The 20,110-nt window shown below is 63.1% G+C and carries 28 protein-coding genes and 2 pseudogenes; 16 read left to right on the top strand and 14 right to left on the bottom strand.

Annotation, left to right across the window (positions count from 1 at the left end):
* Positions 1–49: 49 nt before the first annotated feature.
* Positions 50–409 carry a hypothetical protein gene (locus tag ACFV4R_RS15900; RefSeq protein WP_377203332.1) on the bottom strand — a complete coding sequence of 120 codons (360 nt, stop codon included), beginning with the start codon at positions 407–409 and terminating at the stop codon, positions 50–52.
* A gap of 527 nt (positions 410–936) precedes the next feature.
* Between ACFV4R_RS15900 and ACFV4R_RS15895 the strand changes: the two genes are divergently transcribed.
* Entirely contained in the window at positions 937–1,380 is a 444-nt protein-coding gene (locus tag ACFV4R_RS15895; protein WP_377203331.1) for a hypothetical protein, read from the top strand.
* A 268-nt stretch (positions 1,381–1,648) separates the two neighbouring features.
* Positions 1,649–1,780, top strand: a complete 132-nt coding sequence (locus ACFV4R_RS15890; protein WP_377203330.1) for a hypothetical protein — start codon at positions 1,649–1,651, stop codon at positions 1,778–1,780.
* Positions 1,781–2,008: 228 nt separating this feature from the next.
* Here the strand turns inward: ACFV4R_RS15890 and ACFV4R_RS15885 are convergent, their stop codons facing one another.
* Entirely contained in the window at positions 2,009–2,368 is a 360-nt protein-coding gene (locus ACFV4R_RS15885; protein ID WP_377203328.1) for a hypothetical protein, read from the bottom strand.
* A gap of 136 nt (positions 2,369–2,504) precedes the next feature.
* On the opposite strand from ACFV4R_RS15885, the gene ACFV4R_RS15880 reads away from it, so the two are divergent.
* The gene (locus tag ACFV4R_RS15880; protein WP_377203327.1) at positions 2,505–3,059 is read left to right on the top strand and encodes a hypothetical protein; all 555 of its coding nucleotides are present in this window, start codon (positions 2,505–2,507) and stop codon (positions 3,057–3,059) included.
* 363 nt (positions 3,060–3,422) lie between these two features.
* On the opposite strand, the gene ACFV4R_RS15875 is transcribed toward ACFV4R_RS15880, so the two are convergent.
* Positions 3,423–3,686, bottom strand: coding sequence for a hypothetical protein (locus ACFV4R_RS15875; protein WP_377203326.1), 264 nt, complete (start codon positions 3,684–3,686; stop codon positions 3,423–3,425).
* Between the two features lie 225 nt (positions 3,687–3,911).
* Here ACFV4R_RS15875 and ACFV4R_RS15870 point away from each other — a divergent pair, with 225 nt between their 5' ends.
* The 5 genes from ACFV4R_RS15870 to ACFV4R_RS15850 all read left to right on the top strand — a co-directional run bounded on the left by ACFV4R_RS15870 (position 3,912) and on the right by ACFV4R_RS15850 (position 6,461).
* On the top strand, positions 3,912–4,118 hold the full coding sequence (locus ACFV4R_RS15870; protein WP_377203325.1) for a hypothetical protein: 207 nt from the start codon (positions 3,912–3,914) through the stop codon (positions 4,116–4,118).
* A 9-nt stretch (positions 4,119–4,127) separates the two neighbouring features.
* The gene (locus ACFV4R_RS15865; protein WP_377203324.1) at positions 4,128–5,042 is read left to right on the top strand and encodes a hypothetical protein; all 915 of its coding nucleotides are present in this window, start codon (positions 4,128–4,130) and stop codon (positions 5,040–5,042) included.
* Positions 5,029–5,454, top strand: coding sequence for a DUF6228 family protein (locus ACFV4R_RS15860; protein ID WP_377203323.1), 426 nt, complete (start codon positions 5,029–5,031; stop codon positions 5,452–5,454). The genes ACFV4R_RS15865 and ACFV4R_RS15860 overlap by 14 nt, the downstream gene beginning before the upstream one ends.
* A 432-nt stretch (positions 5,455–5,886) precedes the next feature.
* The gene (locus ACFV4R_RS15855) at positions 5,887–6,108 is read left to right on the top strand and encodes a hypothetical protein (protein WP_377203322.1); all 222 of its coding nucleotides are present in this window, start codon (positions 5,887–5,889) and stop codon (positions 6,106–6,108) included.
* Positions 6,105–6,461, top strand: coding sequence for a DUF6984 family protein (locus ACFV4R_RS15850; protein WP_377203321.1), 357 nt, complete (start codon positions 6,105–6,107; stop codon positions 6,459–6,461). Before ACFV4R_RS15855 ends, ACFV4R_RS15850 begins: the two co-directional genes overlap by 4 nt.
* A 25-nt stretch (positions 6,462–6,486) precedes the next feature.
* Here the strand turns inward: ACFV4R_RS15850 and ACFV4R_RS15845 are convergent, their stop codons facing one another.
* Both ACFV4R_RS15845 and ACFV4R_RS15840 read right to left on the bottom strand, forming a co-directional pair.
* Positions 6,487–6,885 (bottom strand): DUF4259 domain-containing protein, encoded by a 399-nt coding sequence (locus ACFV4R_RS15845; protein ID WP_377203320.1) that lies wholly within the window; start codon positions 6,883–6,885, stop codon positions 6,487–6,489.
* 57 nt (positions 6,886–6,942) lie between these two features.
* The gene (locus ACFV4R_RS15840; protein ID WP_377203319.1) at positions 6,943–7,341 is read right to left on the bottom strand and encodes a hypothetical protein; all 399 of its coding nucleotides are present in this window, start codon (positions 7,339–7,341) and stop codon (positions 6,943–6,945) included.
* Between the two features lie 85 nt (positions 7,342–7,426).
* Between ACFV4R_RS15840 and ACFV4R_RS15835 the strand changes: the two genes are divergently transcribed.
* Both ACFV4R_RS15835 and ACFV4R_RS15830 read left to right on the top strand, forming a co-directional pair.
* Complete coding sequence (locus ACFV4R_RS15835; RefSeq protein ID WP_377203318.1) at positions 7,427–7,711, top strand: hypothetical protein; 285 nt, start codon at positions 7,427–7,429, stop codon at positions 7,709–7,711.
* Between the two features lie 52 nt (positions 7,712–7,763).
* Positions 7,764–8,663 (top strand): DNA/RNA non-specific endonuclease, encoded by a 900-nt coding sequence (locus tag ACFV4R_RS15830; protein WP_377203317.1) that lies wholly within the window; start codon positions 7,764–7,766, stop codon positions 8,661–8,663.
* A 606-nt stretch (positions 8,664–9,269) separates the two neighbouring features.
* On the opposite strand, the gene ACFV4R_RS15825 is transcribed toward ACFV4R_RS15830, so the two are convergent.
* The 7 genes and pseudogenes from ACFV4R_RS15825 to ACFV4R_RS15795 all read right to left on the bottom strand — a co-directional run.
* Positions 9,270–9,827, bottom strand: coding sequence for a hypothetical protein (locus ACFV4R_RS15825; protein WP_377203316.1), 558 nt, complete (start codon positions 9,825–9,827; stop codon positions 9,270–9,272).
* Positions 9,828–9,876: 49 nt separating this feature from the next.
* Positions 9,877–10,008, bottom strand: a pseudogene (locus ACFV4R_RS15820) (PspA/IM30 family protein); the annotation flags it as partial.
* Between the two features lie 111 nt (positions 10,009–10,119).
* Positions 10,120–10,359, bottom strand: coding sequence for a hypothetical protein (locus ACFV4R_RS15815; RefSeq protein WP_377227117.1), 240 nt, complete (start codon positions 10,357–10,359; stop codon positions 10,120–10,122).
* Positions 10,360–10,600: 241 nt separating this feature from the next.
* Complete coding sequence (locus ACFV4R_RS15810; RefSeq protein ID WP_377203314.1) at positions 10,601–11,089, bottom strand: hypothetical protein; 489 nt, start codon at positions 11,087–11,089, stop codon at positions 10,601–10,603.
* Entirely contained in the window at positions 11,086–11,517 is a 432-nt protein-coding gene (locus ACFV4R_RS15805) for a DUF6896 domain-containing protein (RefSeq protein WP_377203374.1), read from the bottom strand. The genes ACFV4R_RS15810 and ACFV4R_RS15805 overlap by 4 nt, the downstream gene beginning before the upstream one ends.
* Complete coding sequence (locus tag ACFV4R_RS15800) at positions 11,514–12,185, bottom strand: ABC transporter permease (RefSeq protein WP_377203313.1); 672 nt, start codon at positions 12,183–12,185, stop codon at positions 11,514–11,516. The genes ACFV4R_RS15805 and ACFV4R_RS15800 overlap by 4 nt, the downstream gene beginning before the upstream one ends.
* Before the next feature lie 523 nt (positions 12,186–12,708).
* Positions 12,709–13,549 (bottom strand): annotated as a pseudogene (locus ACFV4R_RS15795) (ABC transporter ATP-binding protein); the annotation flags it as partial.
* Positions 13,550–13,673: 124 nt separating this feature from the next.
* Between ACFV4R_RS15795 and ACFV4R_RS15790 the strand changes: the two are divergent.
* From ACFV4R_RS15790 to ACFV4R_RS15780, 3 genes are all read left to right on the top strand, one after another.
* Positions 13,674–14,288: a T6SS immunity protein Tdi1 domain-containing protein gene (locus ACFV4R_RS15790; protein WP_377203312.1), complete on the top strand. Its 615-nt coding sequence runs from the start codon at positions 13,674–13,676 to the stop codon at positions 14,286–14,288.
* A 308-nt stretch (positions 14,289–14,596) separates the two neighbouring features.
* Entirely contained in the window at positions 14,597–14,845 is a 249-nt protein-coding gene (locus ACFV4R_RS15785) for a hypothetical protein (protein ID WP_377203311.1), read from the top strand.
* A gap of 268 nt (positions 14,846–15,113) precedes the next feature.
* Positions 15,114–15,299, top strand: coding sequence for a hypothetical protein (locus ACFV4R_RS15780; protein WP_377203310.1), 186 nt, complete (start codon positions 15,114–15,116; stop codon positions 15,297–15,299).
* 133 nt (positions 15,300–15,432) lie between these two features.
* Here the strand turns inward: ACFV4R_RS15780 and ACFV4R_RS15775 are convergent, their stop codons facing one another.
* On the bottom strand, positions 15,433–16,365 hold the full coding sequence (locus tag ACFV4R_RS15775) for an endonuclease NucS domain-containing protein (protein ID WP_377203309.1): 933 nt from the start codon (positions 16,363–16,365) through the stop codon (positions 15,433–15,435).
* Positions 16,366–17,378: 1,013 nt separating this feature from the next.
* Positions 17,379–17,675 carry a hypothetical protein gene (locus ACFV4R_RS15770; RefSeq protein ID WP_377203308.1) on the bottom strand — a complete coding sequence of 99 codons (297 nt, stop codon included), beginning with the start codon at positions 17,673–17,675 and terminating at the stop codon, positions 17,379–17,381.
* Positions 17,676–18,455: 780 nt separating this feature from the next.
* Here ACFV4R_RS15770 and ACFV4R_RS15765 point away from each other — a divergent pair.
* The 3 genes from ACFV4R_RS15765 to ACFV4R_RS15755 all read left to right on the top strand — a co-directional run bounded on the left by ACFV4R_RS15765 (position 18,456) and on the right by ACFV4R_RS15755 (position 19,991).
* Positions 18,456–19,061, top strand: a complete 606-nt coding sequence (locus tag ACFV4R_RS15765; RefSeq protein WP_377203307.1) for a hypothetical protein — start codon at positions 18,456–18,458, stop codon at positions 19,059–19,061.
* A gap of 302 nt (positions 19,062–19,363) precedes the next feature.
* Positions 19,364–19,531, top strand: coding sequence for a hypothetical protein (locus ACFV4R_RS15760; protein WP_377203306.1), 168 nt, complete (start codon positions 19,364–19,366; stop codon positions 19,529–19,531).
* Between the two features lie 34 nt (positions 19,532–19,565).
* Positions 19,566–19,991, top strand: coding sequence for a hypothetical protein (locus tag ACFV4R_RS15755; protein ID WP_377203305.1), 426 nt, complete (start codon positions 19,566–19,568; stop codon positions 19,989–19,991).
* The last annotated feature ends 119 nt before the right edge of the window (positions 19,992–20,110 follow it).

The raw sequence follows: 20,110 nt of genomic DNA, 5'->3' as shown, positions 1-20,110 counted from the left end.
CACCCGCTGCCCGCCGGCGGCGAAGCTGCCTTGCCAAACAGTCCGATTCTCAGAACTCGATCAGGTCGTCGATGGCGGAGTGCAGCCAGGCGTTGAAGTCGTCGAATTCTCCCCTGGCTTCCCATCCCGGTGAGGCCCAGTCGTGCACCAGGGCAATCTTGCCGGTGTCCAGGTCGAAGCAGACGCAGTCGTCGTTGTCCTGGCGTTTGGCGAACAGCACCAGGTGCCGCGTCACGTACCGCTTCCGCAAGCCGGCCCGCAGGGCGCGCAGATGATCTCCGGTCAGGATCCACCACGGTTCGAGTTCGAAGAGCTGCAGCTCGACCAGCCGGAGCAGACCGCGGGGGTAGGTGAACCCTTCCGACAGTTCCTCCGGGGTGAAAAGCAGCTTGTCCGCAGATCCGTCCATGGGTCCAGTCTGCACGAGCAGAGGCCACCCCCGCGGTTCAGCAATGCCGCTGACCACGATCGGAGATTATGGTGGTGACGTGAACGAGAACGTGGAGTATCCGGGTCTCATCTGGGTCAAGGATCCGGTTCACCTTGATGGCCAGCCGACAGGTGCACCTCCGCGACGGAGGCACCACGAGGATTGCTCGCACTTCGAACGCAACGGTGACGGTTCGCTGCTCGGTCCCGCACCGTACCGGGCGTCGGAGGATCAGATGCGGACTCTTCCTGCGTGCCTGACATGCGCCGAGATGTCGAACGGCTCTGGCTCCCCCAGTAATAGTGCTTTTGGCAGACGAGGCGCCGTCTGCGTGTCGTGCTTCATGGAGCGGCCCCTGGTTGGTGCTTGCCCTAACTGCGGAGAAGAGTGACCTGTCACGGCAGCCGATGACGGCAGCGCTTGGGTAGAGTCATGCCCGCGGGCGCGACCCGCGGTTCCGGTCAAAGGGGGATTCGGTGGGTATTGGTTCGTGGCTTCGGGGAGCAATGGGGGGCAAGACGGCCATCCCTCAGACAGCCCCGGAACAGGCATCGCAGAATCAGCCATCCAGGACGCTGAAGGTCTCCTTCGATTTCAACTCGTGCCTGGAGGTGGCCGGCACGACCACGTTCGCCGCTGACGCCGTCGCCGCCCTGGCCGACCGGGAGGGGATTGGCGAGCTGGGCTATTTCGAGGGCCAGGCCAAGCTGCAGCGGGATCCCGGAAACCCTGTTGATCGGCAAGCTATCGCCGTGTTGGTTGATGGCGAAAAGGTGGGCTGCTTGCCGTCGTACGCCGCGAAGGACTTCCCCTTGCCGATCGGGGCCAGCCACCCCGTCCCTTACCAGCTGCACGTCGCGGCCGGCAAGAAGCTGCTGGCCAAGGCGTACATCTGGATGGGTGGGGCGAGCCGGAGTGGACCTACTCGCGGCAGAATCCGCCGGCACTGACCAGCCAGGGGCGGATCAACGACTCCCACACCCAGAAGACCGAGATGGTCCGGGAGGCATTGGAAGAGGGTGGGTCCAGGGCGCAGTCGTTCCGGCGCGGCATGGTCGACGGGGTCCACTACCTGGAGCTCGTGGAGCCGATCAAGCAGCTGAAGCGCGACGGCCGGCTCAACGAGGCCCTGGTCCTTTGCTACAAGGCGATCGAGGCCGCCGAACGCGGCAGGGACGGCCGAAGCCAGCACCCTGGTACACGGAACAGGCGGCCATCGTGCACCGGAAACTCGGCAAAAAGGACGAGGAGATCGCCGTGCTGAAGAGATGGCTGAACAGCACACCCAAGTCCCGTCGGGCCGGCAGCCGCATCGCCGAGCGCCTCGCGAAGCTGGAGGCCGCCCGATGAAGAGGTGGCCAACCTCCGCCAAGGTATTTTTCTGGTTTGTGGCCTCCATGCTGGGCTTCACCGTCCTGAGGCTACTCCTTCCCGAACCGCTGCTCTTCCTCACCGCAGCGCCTGGGGCCTTGTTTCTGGGGCACGTGGTCAACTTGGCCGTCGCGCAGTCCAGGAAGCCGCCGGCAGGAAAGGCTGACGGGCAAGAGCCGCCAGCCTAGCTGCCCGGCCCTCACCGGGTCAGCGAGCGAACAACGAGCCGGCGATCCAAAAGAGACCCATCACGATGTACAGGAAGCCCAGCCCTTTGAGCGTGGGGACGTCGGCGAACGTGAAGTTCTCAAGGGCTATGCCGCGGCTCTCCTTGTAGAGCCGGTTCCAGGTTGTGACTGTCCCATTGACGTCCCGGAAGACGCACAGGCCGAACAGGCCCAGCGAGGCTCCCGCCAGGGCCATAGCGATCCTGACCGCCCAGGGTTGGCTGGTGATGGCCAGGAAAACGAAGCCCAGGGCAAGTATCGGAACGATGGACAGCCACAGGGACCGGGCCGGCTGTGGCAGCTCTGTGCTCAGCCGCTTGATCAGTCGCAGCGTCTTCATGCCATCCCCCAACGTAGCGAACTGCATTTTCTTCGCCCGACCGAAATCCGGATGTGCCCAACTTTAGTGCTCTGGGCAAGCTGCGCCACCGGCTCTAGGGTTGCAGCAAAGGCCTAACCGCTACCGGGTTGGAGGCATGGAAGTGCAGATACTGTCCAGATTGCCTAAATGGGTGCTCTTCCTGCTGATCGCGGCCGCCTACACGGTTATCATGCTGGGCCAGGCCGTGCTGACCGGCAAGGAGCTTGAGCCGGCCCGTCTTCTTGTCACTTCTGGGATGGGTCTGGTGGTGGCCGCCGGGGCCTTGTGGTTCATTCGCCGGCAGCATGCCCGTGAGGCCGAGAAGCCGGCCGGTTACCCCACCGCCAGCAGGTTCCGGGCGGCAGCCTCGTCCGGTCGTCTGCCGGAGGGCGCCACGGCGGAGCTTTGGGTGCCCGAATTGATACGGACTATTGATCAGGAACGGGTCATGGCCTGGTTGGGGCCAATCCTTTTCGGGGCGTTCGCGGCAATGGGGGTCTTCCTGACCTTTGAGAACCCCAAACTGCCGTGGCTGTGGGTTATCTGCACGCTGTTCTTTGCCGGTTTGGCCGTCGGATTTCCTGTATGGATACCGCGTCGGCGGCGACGGATGGAGGGCCTTATCGCTCGTCTCGAGGCAACCGGCGAAGAATCCCCTGATGCTCCCTGATCTGGGCTGTCATTCGGAGGCTTGAGGCCCTGCCGTGGCAGGGCCTCCGGACTCGGCCTGGCTTGAACAGGCTGCCACCCTCTCCGTTTGGGTGCGGTCATCCGGAGCCAGCGCACCTTGAGCGAGGTCGGAACCATTGACTCACATTCCCGGTGAGATATGCCAGCTGCCCTCGCACTCATCCGTCATTCGATCCAGGCGCGATGACGTATTGGTGGCGCTTCCGCTACGAATAAGCAATGCCTTGCGAACGAAACCCTAAGCATGCTTATGATGGGTTCACGGATGGGGATCCGGCGAGGGGAAGCGAAAAGGGTGCACTCAGCGAACGGGGCGCACCCTTTCCCGTGTCCGGCCCCTGCGCTATTCGAAGAGTTCGACGCGTGGTTGGCCCTGTACCCCGCCCCGTTCCATGGCCTCCTTCAGGTCAGCCCTTCCGAAGAACGCGCGGGCAGTGTCCAGGTCGGCAAAGTGGTGGATAACGAGGACATTGTCGGGGTCATCGACCATCCGGTGGACCGAGTGCTCAGTCACTCCGCCTTCCTTCTGCATGTCACCCACGGAATCGTAGAGTTTCCGCCATGCGTCGTAGTCGGCGACGCGGTGCAGGATGTGCGCAACAGTCATAATGCTGCTCCTATGAAGCGTGCCGGGTTGTTCGGTCGGCCCGCCGCGGTGGCTGCGGCCGACCCGAACAGCGCGACTCAACCTTTGCGGCGGCCCGGGGTTGGGCCGTCAATGGCTGTCCTACTCCCATCCGGGCCACCGTGTCAACGGACCCGGATCACAGCAATACGTACTCAACCGGGGTTGCGCCGAATCCCTGAGGTCCCCCGGTCTTAGACTTTGGCCATGCACCCCTTAGCGGGAATCAGCCTGGTGCTGCTCACCGGGATCGCCTGGACGGTTACCGTCCTGACGCTGCTGGTTGTGCTGGCCAAGTCCCGCCGGCCGCCGGCGACCGAATCCCGTGACGCCCCGCCATCGGATCCCGTCGCATCCCTCGTAGCCATGGAAGGACGCCCTGGAAGGCCCTCGTCCAGTTACGACCGCCGGTAGGCTCATTCCATGGGGGAATCAGAGGAGCTGCAGGTACTGCCCGAAGGGTGGTCTTGGGAGGGTTTGGCTGGCCCGGAACTGGCATGGCTGGGCGAGGGCTTCTTTGGCGATGGATCCCTGGCAGATCTTCTTGGCGACCGGCTTCCCGATGGTTTTTCGCACAGCACCTGGATACTTCACGCCCAGTTCTTCCGGCCGGCCGATGTCGCTCCCGAGCCAGAAGATAGTGACCGTCTTCCAGGCTTCGGCTTCGGCGCCCACGCACCCGATGGATGGCAGCGGATCAACTGGGCAGAATCAGCCGCCGACAAAGGTGTCCAGCTGCAGGGGCCCGCCGGCGACGACGGCTTTGAGATTCCGCCCGCCTACTGCTGGTCGGCCCTGCTGAACGATAGCGCCGCCGACTATGTGCTCATGCCTCCCGGCGTGACACCCCAAGATTCGTTCTGGCCAACGGAAGGCTCTCTGGGGAAAGCTGATTTAGAGGCGCTCGTTCCCGTCCTGGCAGCGCATACCGGCTCGACCCGAATGCTCGGCAGGTTTTCACCCATCGCCAACATCTTCGAGGCCGAATCCATCCGGGTGTTCTCCTTCGATCTGCCAACCATGCTGTCCGCCATGCTGGCCGGCGGACAGCAGGAGTTCAGCCCGGAGCTGTGGTGGCCCGAGGACCGGGCGTGGCTCCTGTGGACTGACTACGACCTGATGGGCACCAGGGTGTTCGGCAGCAAGAAGCTCATCGATGCCCTGCGCGCCGCCGCTGACGTCGAGACGCTGGACTGGCACCGTGTCCGGCTCCGACCGCCGACACCACCACGTCCGCCGAGCCGTCTGCAACTGCGTGCGATGGGCCTTCTGGCCGAGCAGGAAGCAGAAACCACCACCCACGCCACCCCCAATGAAGCAGACGATGGACAGAGTTGAGGTCGGGGGTTCTCCTGAGCGCTTCATCTTCACCGACGTGCAACGCGGAACCAACGGCGTACCGTTCAGCATGCTGGTTGCCGTGGAACTCGGGGGCCTCACAGCCGGTCGCGAAGTGGCATCCCATTACGTGAGCGGTTTCGATGACCTGGTGCTGTTCTTCGTCGACCTGGCCGAGGACTGGCGTGGCTGGGACGGGGAACGGACCTACGAGTCGATGGAACACGACTTCCTGCTGGTGGCGCGCCACACCGGAAGCCACGTCAAGCTGGGCTTCACGCTCCAGGATCCCTCCTTTCCCGAAGAATGGTGCGTCCGCGGCACGGTCACGCTCGACGCCGGCGAAGAGCTCAGCGGTGCCAGCGAAGACATCCAGGCCCTGTTCACGGCCCAACCAACACGCTCGCCATGACCCAGACCAAGCGCCCGGCCCCCGACCCGGAGTGGGTACAGATGTACCGCCAGGGCACCCCGACCTCAACGATCGCCGCCGCCGCGCGCGTTGCTGAGACCACGGTCCGGTATCTGGCCATCGCCGCCAAACAGGATCCCGCCTTCGATCCGCCCACCGGGCAGCCGCGCGGCCCACGACCCGCGTCACCGCCGCCGGCCGGCGGAACCTGGACGATGTCCTGGCCCTCTACCGGGCCGAGGGACGCCTGCCCACCAAACGCACACCCAGGGAACGGGCACTGGCGATCTGGCTGGCCCGCCGCCGGGAGGACGCCGCGGCAGGCACCCCTCCCCCGACTACGCTGCGGCGCTGGACGAGATTCCCGACTGGCGGACCCCACCCACGAAGCACGCCGACGACACCGCCCGCTGGGACCGGCGCCTGAACGAGGTGGCCGCCTGGTTGGCCGCCGGCAACCAGCTGCCGCGGCACCAGAAGACCGACGACCAGGAAGAACGGACCCTGGGCGTCTGGCTGCATACCCAGCGCATCGACGACCGGGCCGGCCGCCTCGCCGAGACCAAAGAAACCCGGCTCAACGAGAAGGTCCCCGGCTGGCGGGAGGGTCGGCCCCGTGGTGGGTCACCAGCAAGGACTAGAATCCCGGGATGAGTCCTAGAAGCCTGCTGCCTGGTGAAGCGTTGATAATGCGGACTTTGCTTGCCCACGCATACGAGCAGAAGTGGACGGACGTCGACGTGGCATCCTTGCGGGTCACTGAAATGGACGACGGCGGAATGGGTAGCCTTTCGTTTGAAACGATAAAGCCGGACCGGATGTTCGGCCGGACTTTGTCGGAAGGCTGGTTCAAGGATGAGGACGGGTTCCCATGCGCGATTGCCATCGTGCTGGACAAGGAAGACGAAATATTCGAACTGGACAGCTTCAAGGTCGATTCCTCTCCGCGGCGCCGGCTTCCTGATTCAGAGTCGGAAATACGCTTCGATAATCCACACATGGAGTAGCTCGGTCAGCCAGTTCCACGACCAGCTACCGCAGGGCAGCGCGCAGTCGCTCGGCCAGGTCGTCGACGGAATCGTGCCATTCGGGTTCGTCGGCGTCGTCCCAAAGTTCAGCCAGCTCGGACTCCTCCCCCGCGACCCGTTGGACAGCTTCCAGGGCGAACTCCACGTCTTCGGCGGTGATCCCCCGCCCGTGAGCAGTCACCCAGTCGGCGACGTTCTCCGGGAGGTTTCCCGCCGGTGTCCCCTGACTGGCGGCGATGACCTCGGCGGCCGCCACAGCGACACTGCCTACCGGGGCGTCCACATAGCCATCCCCTACCCTAGTGATTGCCCTGCGGACGACGTCGGCATCCCCGCCGTCGAGCTCGTCGAGCCAGTCCATCGCGTCGTCGTTCTCAAACGGCAAGAAGCCCCATGCACCCATCAATCGCCCCTTCTCGGTATCCGGTGACACCACTATGGCAGAGAACACTGTGTCCGCTTAGAACTTCCACACGGCCTTCGAGGGCGAGCCGCGCGGGCCATCCTTCACCGGGGGATCCCAAGGGATAGGGTCCAGTGTTTTGTAGGCCACGACCGCCTGGGACGCAGTGTCGTAGACCGTCAGCCGCACGGCACGGACGCCGATCTGCATGGCCACGGACATGTGCATCGCCGCACTGTAGCGGTGTCCTGCCTGGTATTGGGTGCAGGCATCCTGATCGGACCGGTCCAGGCACGTCACCTCATATTCGAGACCCGCGGTTCGGGGAAACATGGTGAAGTCCAGCTCCAGGGTGCTGTACCGCATCATCGTGTCGCAGGAAACATTCCCGCAACCGGTCAGCAGTGAACCGGCCAGCAGCATCGATGAGAGTGCATATCCCGTCGACGGTCGCATAGCCTCACCCTAGCCGGGCGCGCGGGGGTGCGGTCATGAGTGAGGAACACGGTTAGGGCACAATTGCAAGCATGGGGATGAACTGATGGAGATGCTGGGTGCTTCCCGCTCTGTCATCAGCGGTGACCTGGAGTGGCCGCTGCATGGGCTCCGGCACCCGCCCGAGGCGAACACCTCCGGCTGGTATGTGTGGACCGGCGAATTGTTGCCCGACGCGGACTTCTTCCAGCCCTGGCATCCAGCCCACCTGGTCGAGCGCTGCCCGCAGGTTGAAAGTCTCCTGCAGATGCCGCCCGGTTCACGGTTTCTGCTCGCGCCCGGGTACGTGGAAGTCTGGGACGACCCGGCGTTGCTTGACGTAGCAGAATGAGGGCGGACCGACCGTTCAGCCCACCGTCATGTGCGGCTGGTAGGGTCCGGGCATGGATGAACTCATGACGCACGAGGCACAGGTCGCCACTGCCCGGGACCTGGCTGGCCGTGCCGGGTACGACACTGGTTTCCTCGGCGTTCCGGTCCCAATCCCTGCGCTGCCAGGCGTGGAGACCGTCCTGCTCCCGTACACGCATTTCTCGGTGCTGATGCGCCCGGACAAGCGGCTGGCCGCGGTGACTGCCCTGGCCATGGACGGGCAAAAGCTGATGGATCTGGACCGGTCCGGCATCCAGTGGCGGCTGGACCCGCGCCTGCCCGAGGACCAACAGACCGGCGAACGGGTGTACGCCCGGAACGACCTGGACCGCGGCCACCTGGTCCGCCGCGCCTCCGCGGTGTGGGGTGACACCCGGGCCGAGGCCGCCCAGGCAAACGAGGACACCTTCCACTACACGAACGCCGCCCCGCAAGCGGCAAAGTTCAACCAGGGCCTGGAACTCTGGCTGGGGCTGGAGTCCTACCTGCAAGAGAACGCAGCGGACAACAGCCGGCGGATCGTCGTGCTCACCGGGCCGGTATTCAGCGAACACGATCCGGTCTACCGGGGAGTGGACATCCCGCTGCAATTCTTCAAGGTCGCCGCATTCATCCACCACGGCGAACTGGCGGCCACCGGCTACGTCGTGGACCAGACACCCCAGCTCGACAAGCTGCCGGACATCCCCCGCCCGGGAGTCATCGATGACGTTCCCCCGCTGGGCCCGTTCCGCACCTTCCAAGTACCCATCCGGGACATCGCAGCGCTCACCGGGCTCGACTTGGACCAGCTGGTGGCCGTTGACAGGATGCCAATCGCGGCGGCCCTCCCAAGCGCTCGGGTGACCGAAACGTGGCGGGAACTCCACTCCCTCGACGACCTGGACCTGGACTTCGACCTCGGCGAGTGACGAGGAAAGCATTGACGCGGTGGTTCTGAAGAGTAGCGGCGAACTTTATCCGCGGTGTTGGAACGCCGTTGTGCTTCGCGCAATCCCCAAGACATCTCGCTCTGTTCGGGGCCGGGACCACCAGTCAGAGGAGTCGTCCTCGTCGCTCAACATCTTTCCGGCGGTCTTCGTCCTCTGACCAGAATGGGGAGTCGTTCCGCCGTATATACAGCAGGTGCACAACCTGCCCTGTAGCCAGCAGGAACAGCACCGTGTAAATCCAAAAACCGTGTACATCCCAGCTGTCGTCTGGACCTGCTGAGAGCCGGGTAATCGCGAGAAACGCACTGATTGGAATCTGCACGCCAAAAGCCCACATACTGAAGCGCCAACTGCCCCGCCCCATTTGCGGTCGAAGTCGCTTGGGACCTTTCGACTCTGACATATCCGGAGCCTACAACTGGAGGCAGGACATATGCCATCAGCTGTTAGCAGCAAGTAGTGAGCCCAGCTGGGCAGCGCCCCTTTGCCGTCGTTCACAAGGAGGTCGCTTTGGCGCCGAGCAATCAGTAGGATAACCCCGAAGACCAGTTCCCCGCGATTTTCCATACAGGGTCCAGCGCTCCTTCATGATGCCGACTTCGCAGAGCCTGACCCCATGGCCTCGGCAAACTTGTCCAGCGAATCCGGGCTTGCAGCGAGTTGCACCTTGCCGCCCTCGGTCAGCAGCGTTACGGCCTGCAGCCCATATGCCGGCAGGTATCTACGGTCCTTGCCACTGATTTTCAGGCGTTCAGGAAGGATCTCGTGGACTTTGAGCTCGGTCGGCCGGCCGGACGGCTCGAGGCTGTCATAGACCGCGGGCTGGAATCGCAAGGTCCCCTCGCCTGGCGTTGCGATTCCTTGGTTCCAGATCAGGCGGAGCGATCCAGGCAAAGCGTCTGGGTAGCGGATGAAAGCCCGGAGCTGGCCCTGTTCGTCGAGGCGCTGCCTGGTCTTGCGTAAATTTCGTATCTGAAAGATAGCCAGCACCCAGTAGACCAAGGTGTTGAAGAAGGCACTCACCAGCGCATCCACTAGGTCCCGAGTCGAAAAGAGCAGCCACACCCCGGTTATGATCACGAACGTGACGACGTAGCCGAGCGCCAGTGCAAGATAGGGATGCTGTCGGACCCAGGTCTTCATGGCGAGAGTCTATGGACCGATCCACGTTTCAGCTAACCCAATGAACGCCCTAATAGTCGATGGCTTTCCGGTCCATGGATTTAAGGGCGGCGAGGCGGGCCTCCACTTCGGTCTGCTCGCCGAGGTCTTCGAGGGAGGAGAACTGGGCGTCCAGCAATGATCCGGCGAGTTCCTGCTGGCCGTGGCTTCCTGGCGGATGTTCTATGTGTACGGGCGATGACGGTCGCTTCTAACGTTGGGAACCGGAATGGCCAGCCTTCTGTCGGCAAGTTTCGGTGCTTTTCCAGTCTGGCTAAGCCCAGATGATCTGACTCGGGGTGCGCTGCTCGGCGCTCCGGACCGCAGCTTCAATGGTCGCGTGGCCCTTGGAATCCGGCCAGGTGGGTTCCTCGGTCTCTCCCGCATGGCGAAACCTCACGTAGTAGAGCAACCCTTCAGTGCCTAGCGGTTGAGCCACGTCACCGGGTTCGAGTTGCTGATCGGTCTGGGCCAGCCCAAACCAAAAGTCATACGGCAGACCGACGATGTCCACGGGCATAGTGACTTCTCCCGCGTACAACCAGGTCCCGCTCCTGCTAATCAGCACAGACAAAGAATGCCATCTCATCCTGCCGGGTTACCACCGGTTCCCGGGTCCAAGGCCGACGTCTGGGCCACAGGTATGCTGCAGGCCGGTGACGGCCCCTGCGGGCAAGACCAGTCCGGTTGACGTGCGGCCGCGCGTCTCACGGTACGCGTCGCCGTGCGGGGCGACTGGTGTCCGTGCAGGTGGCTCACGGGGAGGCGTTGCCGTCGCGGCGGAAGGTCAGCCGGTCCGCGCTGTCCGGGTCGCCCAGCCACTGATACAGGCTTCTGCCATCTGTAGGTCCCATGACATAGAGCCAATACCCCCAGGGCCTGTTTTCTATGTCTATGCGGACGTGGACAATCTGATAGTCGTCGCCGGCGGGGCCTTGGTCTTGCTCAAGGGCCCACGTGTCGTGGTAATCCGTTCGGCTGTTCCAGTCCAGACTCAGCGTGGACGCGAAACCGTCGAAGACGCCGTCTGGGACTCCGGTCCAGTCCGCCGTACCGTCGGGCCGCAGTTCGAGCTGGGTCCGTTTCCCCTGTCCGTGGTCGGTGTGCCAGTTTCCTTCGACTTCAGCGGCCTGCACGTCGTTAGCGGGTATGGGCACCTCGAACCATGAACAGCCGGCCAGCAGCATGCCGCACACGACAAGGCCCAGCGTTGTGACCGCCCGCCGGCTGATGTTCAGCCTCATGATTCGGGCCTGGTGACGTCGTACCGGCGGTGCGAGAAGGTGAACTTGTCCGCTTCCAGGGTGACCACTGAGGGCGCCTGGTGCGCTGCAGCCCTCAGTTCCTGCCTGGTGACGGTCTCGTCCCCGGTCGAGTGGGCGTACATCAGGAGCCGCCACGAATTGAACACGGCCCGCCCGTCCCAGTCCCAGTCGATGTCCACGTCTTCACCGGTGTCCAGTTCGAAACGGCACCCGATGCCGTGCAGGTGGAAGGAACCCAGCCCTTCCAGGACGCCGGACCTGACCGGGTCACTTCCATCCCGTGGCACGAGCCACAGGCCGGTCCACACCGTCGGCCTTTCGTTTCCTCCGTACACAGTGAGCAGGGCATCCAGGCACCGGGACGTCAGCCGGACGAACGAGTCGACGATCGCTGCCGGGTCGCTCATTTGGCGGCGATTTCGTTGCGGCGGAAGGTCCCGGCGATCGAGAGTTTCTTGCCCTGGGCAATGGACCCGTACCGGAACAGATGGATGGCCAGACGCAGGATGAGGATGCCGACGATGAAGAGTTCGGCGATGACGATCCCGGCCTCGAGCGGGCTCAGGGTGCCGAAGCCGTTGCGGAGCAGGGCGGTGACCGGGGCGGTCAGTGGGAAGTAGGTTAAGATCTTCACCATGAGCGCTTCGGGGTTGGAGATGACCAGACTGAATATGTAGAAGGGGATGAACATCACGGCCATCAGCGGGCCGAAGATGGTCCCGGCTTCCTTCGCTGTGGGCATGACCGCACCGATGGCGACGAGCACGCCGGTGAAGACGGTGAACCCGCCGAGCAGGAGCAGCGCCCCGGTGATCATCGGGCCCGGTTCGAAGACCAGGGCGGACAGGTCCATGTCCGGCAGGGCCAGGGAGTCGCGGAAGAACAGGTACGCGAGCCCGACCGGGGCGTGGAACACCAGGATCTGGACGAGCCCGACGGCGAACAGGGAGATGACCTTCCCCGTGATCAGGGTGGTCGGGTTCAGGATCATCTCGGTGACCCGGTTTCCCTTCTCCTCCAGGGTGGAGTTCAGCATCTGGTTGGAGAGCAGGATCATCGAGATGTAGAAGACCACCAGGAACAGCAGGGGCGGGATGACCCCGCCGATGCCGGCGGCGACCTTCCCGTCCTTGAAGGGTTTCGGCGTCGAACTTCACGGTCTCCGTCAGGGCGGCGGTCAGTTTCGGTGAGCCGACCTGGTATTCGGCAGAGGCCTCCAGCAGCTGCTTGGCCACCGCCTCGTACTTGCCGTTCTCGAACATGCCCACGTCGGCCCCGTAGATCTTCACCGGCTCCGTGGTCGGGTCCGCCGGGTATTGGAAGTACGCCTCACTGGTCCCGTCCCGGACTGCTTCGATGGCGGCGGCCGGGTTGTCGGTGTACGTCCCGCCGGCAACCTTGGCGCCCGGGGACATGATGATGCCCGAGGCGTCGCTGTACGTGAAGGCGAACCGGGCGTCCTTCTGCGCTTCCGCGCTGTCCTTGGTGCTGGCGTTGGACGCGAACACCAAGGCGAAGACCACGATCAGGATCACTGGGATCGCCAGGGTGGCAATGGCGAAGCCCTTCCTCTTGATGGTGCGGACGAATTCGAACGCGACGACGGCCTCCACGAGCTCGCGCAGGACCGCGGCCTCACCCGCCCCCGCCGCCGGGGCCAGCTCGGCGTGGCCGTCACTGTCGGAGTCGACGTCGTACAGGCCCGAGGCCGGCAGGACGCCGTCGTAGGCCACCCGGTAGACGGTCCCGCCGAACTCTTCCTGGACTTCCTCAACCGTGCCGTACGCGCGGGAGACGCCGTCCTTGAGGAGGATGACCCGGTCACAGAGCCGCTCGACCTCTTCCATCTGGTGGGTGACCATGATGACGGTCGCCCCGGCCCGCTTGTGCTCCTCGATAATGTCCATCAGCAGCCGCCGGTTCACCGGGTTAAAAGCCCTTTGTCGGCTCGTCCAGGATCAGTAGCTCCGGGTTGTTCATGATGGTCACCCCGAGCTGGACCTTCTGCTGCTGGCCGCCGGAGAGCTTGTCCAGCCGGACCTTGGCCTTGTCACCGATCCCGACCCGCTCCAGGTACGACTCCGACCAGGACCGGGCGGCGGCCTTGGACATTCCCTTGAGCCGGCCGAAGTAGACCATCACGTCAAGGACCGATTCCTTCTTGTAGAGTCCGCGCTCCTCAGGCAGGTATCCGAGGCGGGCACCGTCGCGGGGCTGGAAGACCTTCCCGCCGATGTGCAGGGTGCCGGCGGTGGGCTGGTAGATGCCCAGCAGGGCCCGCAACGTCGTGGTCTTCCCCGACCCGTTGGAGCCCAGGAAACCGAACGTCTCCCCTGCCCGCACGTCGAACGACAGGTCCCGGATGACCGTGGTGTCCCCGAAGTCCATCCGGAAATCCTTGATGTGTACGAGCGGCTCCGCCGCGTCCCCCAAGCTCATGGATTGAAGCCTATCTTTCACGCGGCACGGTCCTTACGTGTAGGCATGCGTAGGGGGCCGCCTGCCACCCGTTGAATGCGTCTTTGGATAGAGTGGGGCACCACCATGGGGAGGAATTACATCGATGTTCGAATTGTTCGCAGACGGATTCACCGCCACATCACGGGAGCCGCACCCGAACACCAGCGTCGCCGCTCCCGGGATCCTCACTGGCTTGTTTAATACCTACGGGGGCACGACTTTCGACGGTGGCATCTACCGGATCCACGACGCCGTCTCATCGAAAGCTGCCTCAAAGACAGCTGCTGAAGCGTACCCGGGATTCCAGACGGAAACGTTCTGTTTCGGATTCGATTGGCTGGGCCGCCAATTCGCCTTGGACTTCCACCGGGGAACCCCGGATGACCCGGAGGTCATCCTGCTGGAGCCCGGCACCGGTGAAGCCTTGGAGATCCCTGTTCCCTTCTCCAAATTCCACGACGACGCCCTCTTCGAATATCGCGACTCGTGCCTGTTCCCAGACTGGTTCGCTGAGTGGCGTGCGGCCGGAGGAGCTGCACCCGCGTTTACAGAGTGCATCGGGTACAAGCAACCCCTGTTCCTCGGCGGCGAAGACACCACAGCCAACCTGCAACTGACCGACATCGACGTCTATTGGTCCATTGCGGGGCAGGTCCTGAATGCCACACGCCACCTCCCGGACGGTACCCCCGTCTCGCACCTGGGCATGGCCACCTAACCAGCCGGAGCCCTGTCGGAGTAAAATTGGGCCACCAAAGGCAGGGAAGAGGCCGCCATGCTCGACTCCATGCAACGCCGATTTCGGTCCGCCGTGCACTTCCCGATGAGGTCCGATGGGTATCTCCGCGGGATGCGGATCAGCAACCACGTCGTGGGCGTTGGCGCTTTGGCTCTGGCCCTGCTGTGGAATGGTCGCTGGCAGACAACCGTATGGGCCCTCGTCGGACTCGGCTGGTTTGTCCAGTCGTCATTGGCTGAGAAGGAACTCCGGCGCCGCACCGATACGACCGGAAGGTGAGGCCGCGCATGCCCGGCACACACCACTACTTCCGGACAGCGCTCCGCTTCCCGAAGCGGGATACGGCGGCTCTGCGGTGGATCCGGACGTTCAGCATCGTCGGCGGAGTCCTCTCCCTCCTGCAGGCCCTGACCTGGTTAGGCACCTGGCACACCGCCGTCGCGGTCCTGCTCGCCCTGGCCTGGTTCACGCAGACCTACTACGCCGCCAAGGAAATCAGACGCCGTGCCGGCGAAGCTCCCGGACCTCACCCGTAGCCGGCAGACGTGTCGGCCGGACGCGGACAAACTTGCGGGTGCTCTGCCGCTTCTTAACAGGTAGCGACCACTCATGCGCGTCACCTCTGCGCATCAATACCCTGTGGTCACGCCGGCGGCGAGGGCGCCGTTGAGACCGCGGGGCCTCCCCCAGCCGCCGCCGACCCAGCTATGTGCCCCACGCGCGCATCCGTGGTCTCCGCCGGGCTAGGCTCAGTTCAATGAACTGGGCACCACGAGCCCGACCACGGCAAAGATCAGGGGGATCATGACTGCCGTCGCGATCTCAGGACTGTGCCTGCTGGCCGGGGGTGCCCTCCTGTTGCTCCTGTCCGCACCTATGGCCCGGTTCGGAACCAGCAGGCGAAGCCTCCTGATCGTACGGTTCGTAGCCACGGCATGGCTGGCCATGGGGGCCGGCCTCATCATCTACGCCATCACCCAGGGGAAATAAACTCAGCTCCCCGGTTTCTCCCGGCATCCACCCAGCCTTCCGTCCTACTGTGATGGCAGAGTCGGCGGCGGGAGCTCCCCGTCTGAGATCGGGTGTTCCACCCAGCCGCCGCCGGCCAGCAAACCTTCCGCTCCTACCCGGCCTCTTCGAGGTGGAACTCGACCCGGTACTTCATGAACCGGATGTTCCTCGTCATCGACAACGCCCGGCGGATCCGCAGGTCGTCCTCCTGGGCGATAATGACCCCCTCCACGGACTGGCCCGGTTCGAGCAGCGCGTCCTGGACATACCCCATGTAGCGCTGGATCTGGCCGACGACGGCGTCGCTGGCCCTCCCCCGCTTCAACTCGACGACCAGCAGCCGGGACCGGTCCTTGCTGATCGCCAGGATGTCCATCGGGCCAGTGTCGGACGGGTACTGCTGGCCGACCGGTTGCCCGTCCTCCGTGTAGATGTCGAACTCCCGGCCCAGGGACGTGCTGGCCCAGTTGTGGACCAGGAACTCCTCAAGCTGCTTCTCCAGCTGGAACGCCAGCTGCTCCTGCACCTTTGACGCGATCGCCTGGACGACCGGCTGGCTTGCCTCGGTCATCTGGGTCAGGGTTGCCAGCTCCGCAGCGTGCGCCTCCACCTGGAACACCGTCATCGGCACCGCAGCCGTCGACGCCAGGGTCGGGCTCATGTCGTCCCGGTTGATCGAGCCCTTCCAGTCCACCGGCCGCCGGTGCGGCAAGTCCGTTCCCGGGTGATATTCGTACCCGCCGGCCACGACCCCGTACTGGTACGTCCGGTCAGGCTTCGGCGCCAACACCAGATCCCCCTCGGAGATGCCTTCCGACGCCGCCCAGAGATTGCCCATCGCCAGGCCAACCGCCATGCGCGGCTTCTCCGGGTACATCTCCTGGTAGATCCCGTTCATCGCCCCGCGGAACACTTCCGCTCCCCCGCCCAGGTGCGGCCGGATGACGTAGTCGCCGATGAAGTCCACGCCGATGTACCCGCTGCGGACCATCTCGTCGGCGAACTGTGCGCCGCGGCCCTGCCGGACCACCCATGCTGTCGTCATTGCTCTCCCAAAATCCAGGGCCCCTCATGGGCTGCTGTTGACCGTATCAGGGAGAGCTACCACAAGGTTGACGACTAATTCTGACTAACCGCCGAACAGCTTCTTGCCGATCCTGGGGAAGACTCCGCATTCCTGAGACTGGTCGATAATGGTAGGTTCAGCAGAGAAGTCCGTTCCGTTCTTCAGAACGGTCCAACGCTTGTTTTTCCAACCCACTGAGCCAAACTCAGTGTTATAAAGCGGCGGTGTCACGCCCTCAGAGCGGAATATCTCCCACATCCAGTTTGGGATATTTTCGTCAGTTCTCGGGTATCGGAGTAGTTGGGCCGACCCAGACTTCAGCATCTGCCGGCTCTGCTCCCGGATACCAGCGACCATTGCTCATTTTTCGTAGATGCTCTTCATCAAAAACATCCAGGTGGCCCGGCCTGTTAGGGTACACGTGCACTTCGGCTGTGGTCCAGGTTCCTAGCCCTGGCTCGTAGGCCAATCCTCTGACCTCGTCCAACCAACCGTGAAGTGCCTCATAAGTAAACTCGTCTTTGCCCCCCCTGCATTCCTCGAGAGGATCTGCTGGTTCCGGAGACGAGGTAGCCGTGTCCCAAGATACTGGAACCCCGGTGAATCAGTACGTGTGTTACCTCGTCGGCACCTTCAGCAAAACCATTGCGGCCAAAGGCCTCCTCCGTCAGTCTTTGCAGCCCAGCGATGACATAGGCATCAGCGTTGAGGTCGAGAACCCGCATATAGTGGGCCTACTTTGGGTCGAGGAGATCTGGAAAAGGACGTCGTCAGAGCCGAAGGCGTAAGTCAACTGCATAGAGGCGGGCAGCCCAGGCTTAGTCCCTGGCTCTAGCTTCATTTCCCACTGCAGATCAACTGGATCACTTTCTCAAAGCCGAACCTTCACTTCATCTATAATTCTCATCCCAGTCTCGTGGAAGTTCACGCTGTCGTTCTTACTTCCCAACTTCCGATTCTGCCACTCGTGCTGCGGGAATAGCCCTGCGCGCTCACCGGTGAACCCCAAGGCAGACGGGGGGGTTGGACATCGCGTCGAGGACTTTCGCAGTGGTTTGTGGCATTAGGACGTCCGTTCCGCTCGAGGGCCGGATCAGCAGGTCGATGTGCTCCTGGATAACGTCGGCAACGGTCGGTGTGCGCTTCTCATTGGCGAGGATGGCGTGCTGCGCGATTTCAAAAGACTGGCCGTTGGCGTCCAACAGACGCGTGAGCGTCTCAGCTTCAATGAGGGTGCTGACGGTGAGCCCTTGATTGGACCTGGATTTCGGATCCCGCCAGCGCACCATGTAGGACTTTGAACGGTCCTTTTAGATGCGTGTAGCGATGCTGGCCATAGAAAAACGGTACGCTCGTGTACGCACTCTTGGTGATTTTGTACACACCCAATCGGCCAACAGGCATCTGACCTACGGGGATGCTATGCCCGAGGTGGGACTCGAACTACATTCCAACCCTTGGAAACACTGGGAACCCGCGAAACATAGGGAATCCGGAGCAGTTCAAAGGCTGTACGACCCGGACCAAGGAGGAGGCGTTGACATTGTCAACTCCTCCTCCTTTCGTCACCGAAACCAAGCGAGGTCTCGCGCGATCCAGACGGAAAGGCCTCGTCTTCGAATACCGGCCACGGGCCGTAACGGTGGGTAAGAGGACATGCCAGCAATAGCCGCCGTCCGACTCTGGCCCCTACCGGCGGCCGGAAACCTGCGCTTGAGAACGGGAGTACAGAGTCACGGGTACTTGTGCACAAGAGTAGTGGGCAGTCATTGATCACTAGCCGTGTGCACAAACCCCGGAATTCAACGAGAAGTTGTGCTTCGTGCTTCTGAAAACAACAGCGGTTGTCGATTTCAGAAGCTGATTGCACAGACGACCACAGGGTTGTGGATTGGGCCCATATGACTTTGGCATCCGGCTGGCCGGAATATCCCTGCGCGAAGGTGCTTCTGTTCAGTACTCCTGCTCCCCAATGGAGGCGGTCATGGAGGCTGGTGTGGACCGGATTGCACGGCTCACCCGCGCGGGTGATTTACTGACCTGACCGTACATACTCCTGGGGGATAGGTATGAAGGCTTTCGCTGCCGCTCTTTTACTCACGTCGCTGGTGCTGGCAGGCTGCGCTGGCGGTCCGCAAGCAGCGTCAACTGCGCCTTCACCACCATCTGGTGCGAAGACCTACGCAGTTCTTGATCCGGCGGGCATTGAACGGATCAAAACGTCGGGGCTGGCAATTTTCGATATGAAGTCCGGGGAGCTCACCAATGAGAGCGTTGGCCTGGGCGGCGGTACCAGCCAGGCGCCGGATGTCTTGATGCCCGATGGTTTGATGGACCTGAAAATCGAAGCGCCAACGGGCATGATTAGCGCTAAGACGGATCGGCTGCGGCTCAATGGCATGAACAGCGGCTCCGGCTTTCAGGAAATGACGTACTTCCTCACGGCTGGATCGTTGGAGGACTTCAAGGCGCTGATCCGCGACGGCGTGGACCGCTACGGAATTCCGAGCGAGTCAGCAGAGGGCTGGATCGAATCCGTGTCCACCCGCCCGGAGGACAAAGGTGACTTTGCTTTGGCTCCGGGTACCGCGACGGGCCTAGAGGTCCAATATGACCTCCGCTATGACGGTTCAAAGGACGTGCAAGTGATCATTGTGCACGTTCGCCCCGTCTAACCCGGACCCGCCCCCGCCAGGATTTTCACCAAGAAGAGAGCACCATGGAACCTCACAGCCCCTACCCTCCTAACCATTTCCCGCCTCAGCCCGGGCCCATCCAGGTTTCGCCACTGCCTGGATGGGCCCGGACGTTCCGCACAGTCCTGCTGATCGGCGCCGGACTCCTGGCGCTCCTCCTGCTGCTCCTTATAGGTACGGCGACGTCCGGATCGGCCGACATGTATAGCGCAGGCGGACGAAACGCTCTACAGGCCATCGTCTGGCTAGGCTTGGGAACACTCCTGCTGACAATCCCGTACGTGCTCGCCAGCATTGTCTACGCTGCTCTGTGGGCCAGTAAGCTGCGCGGCAGAGGCTTCCGCCGGTACCCGGGTACCGCATGGATCCTGATCGCCGGACCAGTTCTGGCAGCACTGCCTATGGTGTTCCTGACAGGGCTGATCGCGTCCAACACCAGCACGTGGTGAACCTCTGACCAACTGACTCTTAAGGAAACTGACCATGTATTCAGATCAAGAGCGGCGCAATGATGCCGTCTATGCCGAACACAAGGCAGCGGTGAAAGCCGGGGAGAAGCGCGTACTCCGCAACACGGTCACCGGCGACCTTCACAGTTACCCGGGGGACGAAATCGGCTTTACCCCTGGCCGCGGTCAGGCTCAGGTCAGCACGTGGTGGGGGATGGGGATTCTCGCGCTGGTTGGCGCAATCATCACTGTCTTTTCGTTGGTGCTGTTGCTGGCGCCGCTGGGACAAGGACAAAGCCCCATGTGGGGTGTGCTGTTCATGACTGCTCTCGGCGGTGCCTTTACGTTGTATGCGGTCACGCTGTCCCGCCAGGAGTACCGGGCGACGCAGCTCCGTAAGCTGCGGGGTTCACCGAAACCAAGCTCGACCGGCAGGGCAGACATTCCCGCAGACCACTAACTCAAGCGCGCCTCCGGGACACCGGTATGCGTCGTGGAACAACGCAGAAGCCCTCTGCATCCCGGATTCCGGCTACTTAAGCCGCCGACAAGAGCCAAGAGATCCACGGCAGGTCTCCG

It is taken from the genome of Pseudarthrobacter sp. NPDC059871 (assembly GCF_042731175.1).
Taxonomy (GTDB): Bacteria; Actinomycetota; Actinomycetes; order Actinomycetales; family Micrococcaceae; genus Arthrobacter.
This window is presented reverse-complemented; position numbering and strand designations above follow the sequence as displayed.